The 7,597-nt window shown below is 38.6% G+C and carries 13 protein-coding genes; 10 read left to right on the forward strand and 3 right to left on the reverse strand.

Going from position 1 to position 7,597, the window contains the following annotated elements:
- The first annotated feature begins 8 nt into the window (after positions 1 to 8).
- The 10 genes from NCCP2331_RS16355 (at position 9) to NCCP2331_RS16400 (ending at position 4,768) form a co-directional block, all read left to right on the forward strand.
- Positions 9 to 293: a hypothetical protein gene (locus tag NCCP2331_RS16355; RefSeq protein ID WP_251671853.1), complete on the forward strand. Its 285-nt coding sequence runs from the start codon at positions 9 to 11 to the stop codon at positions 291 to 293.
- A 46-nt stretch (positions 294 to 339) separates the two neighbouring features.
- Entirely contained in the window at positions 340 to 537 is a 198-nt protein-coding gene (locus NCCP2331_RS16360; RefSeq protein ID WP_251671854.1) for a transglutaminase-like domain-containing protein, read from the forward strand.
- A gap of 170 nt (positions 538 to 707) precedes the next feature.
- On the forward strand, positions 708 to 1,508 hold the full coding sequence (locus NCCP2331_RS16365; RefSeq protein WP_251671855.1) for an alpha/beta fold hydrolase: 801 nt from the start codon (positions 708 to 710) through the stop codon (positions 1,506 to 1,508).
- Positions 1,509 to 1,562: 54 nt separating this feature from the next.
- On the forward strand, positions 1,563 to 1,982 hold the full coding sequence (locus tag NCCP2331_RS16370; protein ID WP_309296379.1) for an SMI1/KNR4 family protein: 420 nt from the start codon (positions 1,563 to 1,565) through the stop codon (positions 1,980 to 1,982).
- Between the two features lie 81 nt (positions 1,983 to 2,063).
- Positions 2,064 to 2,387 carry a hypothetical protein gene (locus tag NCCP2331_RS16375; RefSeq protein ID WP_251671857.1) on the forward strand — a complete coding sequence of 108 codons (324 nt, stop codon included), beginning with the start codon at positions 2,064 to 2,066 and terminating at the stop codon, positions 2,385 to 2,387.
- A 20-nt stretch (positions 2,388 to 2,407) separates the two neighbouring features.
- Positions 2,408 to 2,710, forward strand: coding sequence for a hypothetical protein (locus NCCP2331_RS16380; RefSeq protein ID WP_251671858.1), 303 nt, complete (start codon positions 2,408 to 2,410; stop codon positions 2,708 to 2,710).
- Between the two features lie 208 nt (positions 2,711 to 2,918).
- Entirely contained in the window at positions 2,919 to 3,266 is a 348-nt protein-coding gene (locus tag NCCP2331_RS16385) for a cell division protein FtsK (RefSeq protein ID WP_251671859.1), read from the forward strand.
- 66 nt (positions 3,267 to 3,332) lie between these two features.
- Positions 3,333 to 3,989 carry an HAD hydrolase-like protein gene (locus tag NCCP2331_RS16390; RefSeq protein ID WP_251671860.1) on the forward strand — a complete coding sequence of 219 codons (657 nt, stop codon included), beginning with the start codon at positions 3,333 to 3,335 and terminating at the stop codon, positions 3,987 to 3,989.
- A 27-nt stretch (positions 3,990 to 4,016) separates the two neighbouring features.
- Positions 4,017 to 4,346, forward strand: a complete 330-nt coding sequence (locus NCCP2331_RS16395; RefSeq protein WP_251671861.1) for a DUF5613 domain-containing protein — start codon at positions 4,017 to 4,019, stop codon at positions 4,344 to 4,346.
- Positions 4,310 to 4,768, forward strand: a complete 459-nt coding sequence (locus NCCP2331_RS16400) for a GNAT family N-acetyltransferase (RefSeq protein WP_251671862.1) — start codon at positions 4,310 to 4,312, stop codon at positions 4,766 to 4,768. The genes NCCP2331_RS16395 and NCCP2331_RS16400 overlap by 37 nt, the downstream gene beginning before the upstream one ends.
- Before the next feature lie 615 nt (positions 4,769 to 5,383).
- Here the strand turns inward: NCCP2331_RS16400 and NCCP2331_RS16405 are convergent.
- The 3 genes from NCCP2331_RS16405 to NCCP2331_RS16415 all read right to left on the reverse strand — a co-directional run bounded on the left by NCCP2331_RS16405 (position 5,384) and on the right by NCCP2331_RS16415 (position 6,606).
- Positions 5,384 to 5,842, reverse strand: a complete 459-nt coding sequence (locus NCCP2331_RS16405) for a hypothetical protein (RefSeq protein WP_251671863.1) — start codon at positions 5,840 to 5,842, stop codon at positions 5,384 to 5,386.
- A gap of 120 nt (positions 5,843 to 5,962) precedes the next feature.
- Positions 5,963 to 6,364, reverse strand: coding sequence for a hypothetical protein (locus NCCP2331_RS16410; RefSeq protein WP_251671864.1), 402 nt, complete (start codon positions 6,362 to 6,364; stop codon positions 5,963 to 5,965).
- Between the two features lie 29 nt (positions 6,365 to 6,393).
- A complete protein-coding gene (locus tag NCCP2331_RS16415; RefSeq protein WP_153722901.1) occupies positions 6,394 to 6,606 on the reverse strand; it encodes a helix-turn-helix transcriptional regulator in 213 nt (70 codons plus the stop codon).
- Positions 6,607 to 7,597: the final 991 nt, after the last annotated feature.

Consider the following 7,597-nt stretch of genomic DNA (forward strand, 5'->3'; position numbering starts at 1 on the left):
AGTATAATGTGAGAAAACCTTTTAGCGTGTGGTCACTAGTTTTCATCGTTCTGGGAACGCTGGTCTTGGGGATCAATTGGGCAGCCGCAGACATGATGGAACCGGTTGTATTACTAGGGCTTATCCTTTTACTAGTCGGTATAATTTTAAGCTTTCTCGCTTTTATGAGAAGGGAAGAAGGCGTGGTTAAGGTCATATCAGCTGCAGCTTTTTTCATTATTTTATTCTGCCTGGTGTGGTTTGAGCCGATGACATTGATTTATATATTGACTTGGCTGAAAACTGTTTTTTAATGATGGTTGGCCAACTGCGGTCGACTCGTATATTAAGAGATAATGAATGGGGGAAAGTCAGGTTATGATTTGCGAGTCAAACAATTTGGACGAATATTTACAGGAAACTAGCGAAATAGATTTTTCCGATCCTTTAATAAAAGAATATACAGCTAAACTTTTCAACTCTTCACAGACCGATATGGAAAAAGCGGAAATTGCTTTTGAATTTGTCAGGGATGAAGTTTCTCATTCTATTGGTTGATGCTGGTTATCATAATGGTAACTGGGATTCTTTTGATTATAAACGTAGATCGTTATGGCTTGCTTTATGCCAATCTGCTGCTGTGGTTCTTTTGGCTGATCGCTTATATAGTTAATCGGAAGAAGAGAATGCAGAGTCAGGACTGACCACTAGATAAAGGAGAGAACTATATGTCAATTTATCATAAAGTAATGGGTGAAGGTTATCCTGTTGTGATGATACATGGCTGGACACTTGACCATCAAGTAATGTTTCATTCATTTGAACCCTTGTTCGAGGAACGGAGCGGCTGGAAGAGGATTTATATAGACTTACCGGGTATGGGACGTTCCGAAGCGCAACCATCTATCCGAAATTCCGATGATATTTTAGAAGCGATATTGCGTCTGTTGGATGAGTTGATCCCTGAACAGTCGTTTATTATTTGCGGCAATTCTTACGGTGGATATATCGCTAGAGGTGTCATTCATGCACGGCGGGAAAAAGTTCGTGGATTGCTCCTTGTGGCACCGTTGATTATACCCGATTTCGCCGAAAGGAAGGTTCCGCCACAAACCATTCTAAAAAGAGACAGCGACTTACTGTCACGTTTATCACGAGAGGATGCTGAGGAATTTGGTTCCATGGGGGTAGTACAATGTCAAACTGAATGGAAAAGATTTCGAAATGAAATCCTGCTTCCTTCCAAGCGGAAAAATGCGGACTTTGTTAATCATATCCGTGAAAATGGATACGGCTTCACGTTCAATCTTTCTTCTGGACTCGTGTATCCAGTATTGATTATCACAGGGCGGCAGGATCATATAGTCGGATACCATGATGCCTGGCGACTCATAGAGGATTATCCGAGAGCGACTTTTGCGGTGCTCGACATGGCTGGTCACAATCTCCAGATCGAGCAAGCTGATGTTTTCAATACATTAGTGAATGACTGGCTAAACCGGGTTAAGTCGGAGTTTTTTGAGGAATAGTTGCAGGTATCGTGCCAAGAAGGATGGGTGAGCACTTATATGTGGAGAGTATATGTGAATAAAATCTCAAAGGATTCTTCATTCAGACAACCAGCATCTGAATCGGAAATCAGACAGATAACGGATACATTGCATGTCGGTCTTCCAAAGAAATTACAAGAGTTATACAGTGAAACAAATGGAGTATTTGATAGCTTTGATTGTCATCTAATTTGGCCTGTTTCACGAATCATTGAGGATAATATGTTCTTTAGGAACTTTAGCGATTATAAGGAAATGTATATGTCGTTCGACCAGTTGCTGTTTTTCTCTGATAACGGCTGCGGAGACTTGTTTTGCTATCGAATACTGAACGGAACGATTCAAACCGAGGATATTTATGTGTGGAACCACGAAGATGACAGCAGGACCTGGGTTGCTGCATCTTTAGAGACATTCATTAAGGGATGGATTACTGGCGAGATTTCAACGTGAAATTTTGGAAAGAAGTAAATAATCTTATCTTGCCGCGGCAAGGACTTTATCTTTAAAAAAATAAAGCGAGGTAAAGTATCTATGTGGACATTCATTTTTTATGGACTATTTTTAGTCGGCTTCCTTTTAATGATTTTAGCCATAGTTAAAAATGTTGCAAGAACGTATTGGCTGGCGGGATTAGTCATGTATGTGGTCAGTTTCCTCGGAAGCTGGTCTATTGGGCTTTATCTTCTCATCGTGCCTTTTATTTTGTGGTCATTGACGCTGGCTCACTCGTTCAGCTGGGTGAAGAGACCTTGGCAAAATGTGATTTTTGCAGTTATTGGAATAATCTTGTGGTATATCAGCATAACGACTATTGATGATTATTGGCTGTTTTTACCTTTTTCTTGGTTAGTTTAAGAAGACGAGGAGGGGAGAGTATGGTAGATCTTATTCTGCCTGTTGGTATAGGGCTGGCAGTTACTATTTTATTCTCATTTATTTTCCGGAATTCTGTAAAAGTGGACAAAGGTTTTTCATTAAATTATTTTAAGCTTTCCTATCGGCGCAAGATGAATAGGACACTGATCAACATTCCCCTTATCATCTTACTTTTATTTATTATAAACGTTTATACGGATTGGAGCATTTTGGCAAAGGTATGGTTAGGACTGTTTCTGATTCTGTGTATGGTTATTCAGTTTCTATATAATTTTACTATGTGGAAGAAAAAAGAGGTGTGACTGTGCGATAAAACGAAAAGGAGAGGAACGCAAATGGGGACAGATAGTAAGGTTAGCCATACGTTCAACCGCTTGGGAAGTAACCGTTACATCTGAAGAGATCAGGCCGACAGTCGTGCTGGATGCTTATACAGGGCGTCTGATCACAATAGTTGGGCCGATGAATTGATGGCCGGTTCTGACATCGATAATAGGGCAGGTGTGCTGCATGAAGCATTTTAACAGAGTGATTGACTTCCTGAACAGACTGAAAGAACTGGATGTTTGGGGAGATAAAACCGAAGAAGGTTCTGCTGACGAGAAGGAATACCTGGACAGGATACCTACTCAAAATCCGTATGGTCTACTGGGAATGATATTTGGCGGGATTGCATTTGCCTTTGGTCCGGAATACGGAATCATTCCGGTGATATCTTTGATTTTTTGCATTGTGACGCTGTTTACTTTCGATCGGGATAAAGAAGACAATCCATGGCCGTTTTATGTAGGAATCGCTTTATCGATAATCGGTCTGACGATGTTCATCATGGGCGAAATGCATGAATTGATTGTATGAATGATTTCATTGGAAATGAACGCAGTTACTGAACGATGAATTTAATAGTTTATGGAGGGAACAGCGATGACACGGTCAATAATATTTGATATGGATGGTACACTTTTTCAGACAGATACTATTTTACAGCTGGCACTGAATGATACATTTGATCATTTACAGTCAATCAACAAGTGGAACGATGCAGCCCCTATTGATAAATTTCGTGAAATTATGGGAGCTCCTTTACCGAAAGTATGGGAAACTTTGCTGCCCCATCATACAAATGAGGATAGAAAATATACTGATGCTTATTTTCTTGAAAGATTGCTAGAGAATATCAGGATGGGGAACGGGGCTCTGTATCCTAACGTACAAGAAGTCTTTGGTTATTTGAAAGAGCAGGACTGTTCAATCTACATAGCAAGTAACGGGCTAATTGATTATCTGGCTGCCATCGTGAGCTATTATGATTTGGATCAATGGGTGACAGAAACATTCAGTATCCAGCAAATTGCTTCATTGAATAAATCAGACTTGGTCATGAGTATTATGGAGAAATATTGTATTACCGACGGGGCTGTAGTGGGAGACCGCCTGTCTGATATACATGCAGCGAAAGAAAACGGCTTACTGGCAATTGGCTGCAATTTTGATTTTGCCCGTGAAGATGAGCTGGCACAGGCGGATATTGTTATCGACGACTTGCTGGAATTAAGGGAGATCATCTCCAAATTACAATGACCTTTCGCAGATGAGGAGAATTAACAAATGAAAAAAATAACGTTTGCCAATATATATACACTGGGTAACATCGTCACGGAAACTAATCAATACCGACATGTTCATTACCCCGAGATGCTGTCCAGATATGACAGTAATTTTATTGCATTTAAAGACTTGCCGTCTATAGAGGATTTTGAAGATAAGGAAGAGTTTCTCAGGACGTTCCATGTCAGCAAAGGTCAGAACCATGTGAAATTCTGCTTTCGGGAAAGTGTAGAGCTGCCACATGAACTGAATACATATTTACAAGGAAAGGCTACGATATCGGATTTCTGGAGTTGTACGCGATTCAGCCGAACCATTTCCCTTCAGTAACAATGAATTCAGATATAGATATTCAGGCTGTCACGGAAGATAATTTGAAGATATTCCTTGATTTACAGTATCTAAGTGATGTGCAGTATGGAGAAGAATTCGCAAAGCAGAAGACAGATTTACTGAAGCGACAATTCAGCGAGCCGAATATTCATCAAGTCTTAGCCCTTTATAAAGGAAAACCGGCCGGCTCTGTGGAATTGATTGCTGCTGAGGAAACAGTGGAAATCGATAATCTATTTGTTGATGTATCATTTCGGAATAAAGGCATTGGAAGCCGATTGCAAAAATACGCGATGGAAGTATTCCCGAACAAAACAGTCATTTTGGTAGCCGACGGGGAGGATACACCAAAGGATATGTATAGAAAGCAAAACTACGAATATTGCGGTTTTAGCTATGAAGCAGTGAAAGTTTATTAAGCTGGCGGAGTTCAAACCGCTCTTCATCAATCTGGGGAGTTACACTTTGCAAAACCGCCTCGGTACTTTCCAGTTCGCAAATAAATACTGGATGGAAGAATTGAAGCACAGCACATTGGTAACGGAGCGCGGCGTCACAATGATTGTTAATTACTGAATGGCATTGAGCCTGAAACTGCGGAGGACGCGAATCCAAGTATAAGCAACTATGAGACGCTGTATTCTGTTCTGCGGGAAAATGGCTTCGGTCAAGGCGTTCAGATGACAGTCAATGATTTTGATGTATTTATTGGGAAAATGGAAGACTTGTATAATAGCATGCTTAATCCTCTGGAGAATGAAAACAGCAGTTTGAAATAGGAGTTGAAAGCGATGAAAGAGACGGTCACATTTTCATTCAGCAGTGCTGAATACGAGGATGTAGAAGCAACGGAGACTTTTTCTTTTGAAGAATTGGGGATTGATCTATGAGGCGTGGGTTTGGCGCAAGCTAAATGTTTCAGGCAGTATAATTATAGAAGAGGAATATCGGGAGCGACCGTTTCCAGCTGACATCCGCATGAAGTACGGTTGTAGACATTGCCGAGGGACTTGTAATCTGACATTCTATAATACTTAGTCCCAATAATTAAACACGATTTCCCCTACTGTTTTTGGTTTCCAATAGACAAGTTGTTTCAATTCATCTTGGTGTAAATTGTTTTCATTTTTAATAATTATATTTTTGCCTTGTTGAGTATAATTTACAGGTTCATTCAGCTGCTCAAGATATAATACTTTATAATAAGGTTTGAAGGTATTTGATAGCTCAATATCGTTAATGAAAGTCAAATAATGATCATCAGCTTCACGGGAAGTTATAAACGCCACGAATGGATAATGGCTATTAAGAAGAATATGTACCCTTTTATTCTCCCGATTAATTATACATTCGTAGAAGTTTTTCATTGAACCTGAACCCTCAACAAAAGCCACCCTGTTTGAACCAAATGAAGAATAACAAACTGCCTTAAATTCGCTCTCTCCAATTGATAGTGTCGGTTGAAAACCAGTAATACCTGCTTGTAAAAGCATAGTTTACTCCCCCTTGAAAATAATACCTGCAATCAAACAAAATGGCCGAATTACTGATTGAGCGCAAATCCTTCCGGCAGGAATCACGCCCGATTGCTTTATACCGCTCACGGCCCTCCATTAACTCTTTTGTATCATCTGTACAATTTGAGCTGTTGCAAATACAGCTACACTTGTGCTTGCTGCCAAAACCATATAGACAACAGGGTCAAAGACAAGATAGTCCGTGTAGAAGGTGAAGATGCCAACAGTTAAGAAAATCAGTATATAAATGAAAGCAATGGAACACGATACGAGTCGAGCATTCCAAGTACGTTCATCTCCTACGATTTCAGTGGTAGACCAGCCCTCCTTATATCCCTTTATAAATCGGTTGATAGTGGTATATCCATATATGATAGCGACTAGCCCCCATATCCACCAAACTGTTGCCCCACTAGAAAATGATGAAATACTCACATACGCAAATGCAACGCACAATAACAAATTGAACATCAATAAACTCCATTTTGGTAAACGCAAAATAATTCTCCTTTCCAACTCAAAATTTTTTAATCATTTATCCAAAAAAGTTCGTCTAACGGTTTTTCTAAGAATCGAGCTATTAAAAGACATATTCGAATAGAAGGATTATATTTTTGTGCTTCAATTAGATTCATGGTCTGTCGAGTAACTCCGACCAAGTTAGCTAAATCTATTTGTGTCATATTCCCTTTTTCAATACGAGTAATTTTAACCTTATTTTTTACTGGGATTTCTTTCAATACTGTCACCTCTATTTTGTACTTCTATTGTAACATATACTGTTCAAATGTAAATTATATATTACATTCAGATTCTAAAAAATCCTGCACCTTAATCTAAAGTGCAGGATATTTATTGCGTTAAAGGCGTGATCACTATAAAGAAAACACGCCCAATTCTTGAAAATTGGCTCATTGGGATATCCTAATAACTAAGGTATTACTGTCACTAAGGCAAAAAATACGACTACGGAAAGCGGAATAATATATAAACATTGCTTTTTTCTTTTCGGTACAAAAAGCAAAATCATAATAATCATTAAAGCGTATGATATTTCAATGCCAAGCATATAATAATAATTTCCATCACTTACAAGAACATTTTCGACGTTCGCATATCTTTCATAATATTCCACTGTGGAAAGATAGATTTTATATCCTTCAAATGCAATTACAGAGATTGGTAAAGCCGTAATAATACTAGAAACTAAGTGATCAGCACGGGAATACCATATTATGTAGGCTGGAATTATTGATAGTAATGCAGCCAAAAGTCAAAAAACAATATACTTTAATGGAAAAAGGTTAAGAATTAAGATCGTATACATATAATACGAAAATAGCATTGAAATAAGGAATACAAAAACACGTGTTGCGGCTAATTTCGGAGTGTAAGAATAGGCAGCTACCAAGGAAAGAATAAATATCCATACGCCTAAGTTACTTCCAATCAACCCTAAGAATGAAAGTTCGTTAGGAATTAAAGTCGAATCAAGTATTTTAGCAATAAGGCCTGATGCAAATCCAAAAATGAAAGAAAATAAAACAGAATTTGCTTTCTGCTTTTTGCCCATTACATTAGTGGGACGTATTCCATTAAAGTTTAAAAATACACTCATAATTAGGGGTTACTGAATAACCCGAAAATCCTTATAAATAAAGGATTTTGATACCTTTTGTCGAAAAAAGGTGCAACGTCATAAAACGAAAATTACTTGAAACTTGCATTGGG

This window comes from Sporosarcina sp. NCCP-2331 (assembly GCF_023707945.1).
Taxonomy (GTDB): domain Bacteria; phylum Bacillota; class Bacilli; order Bacillales_A; family Planococcaceae; genus Sporosarcina; species Sporosarcina cascadiensis.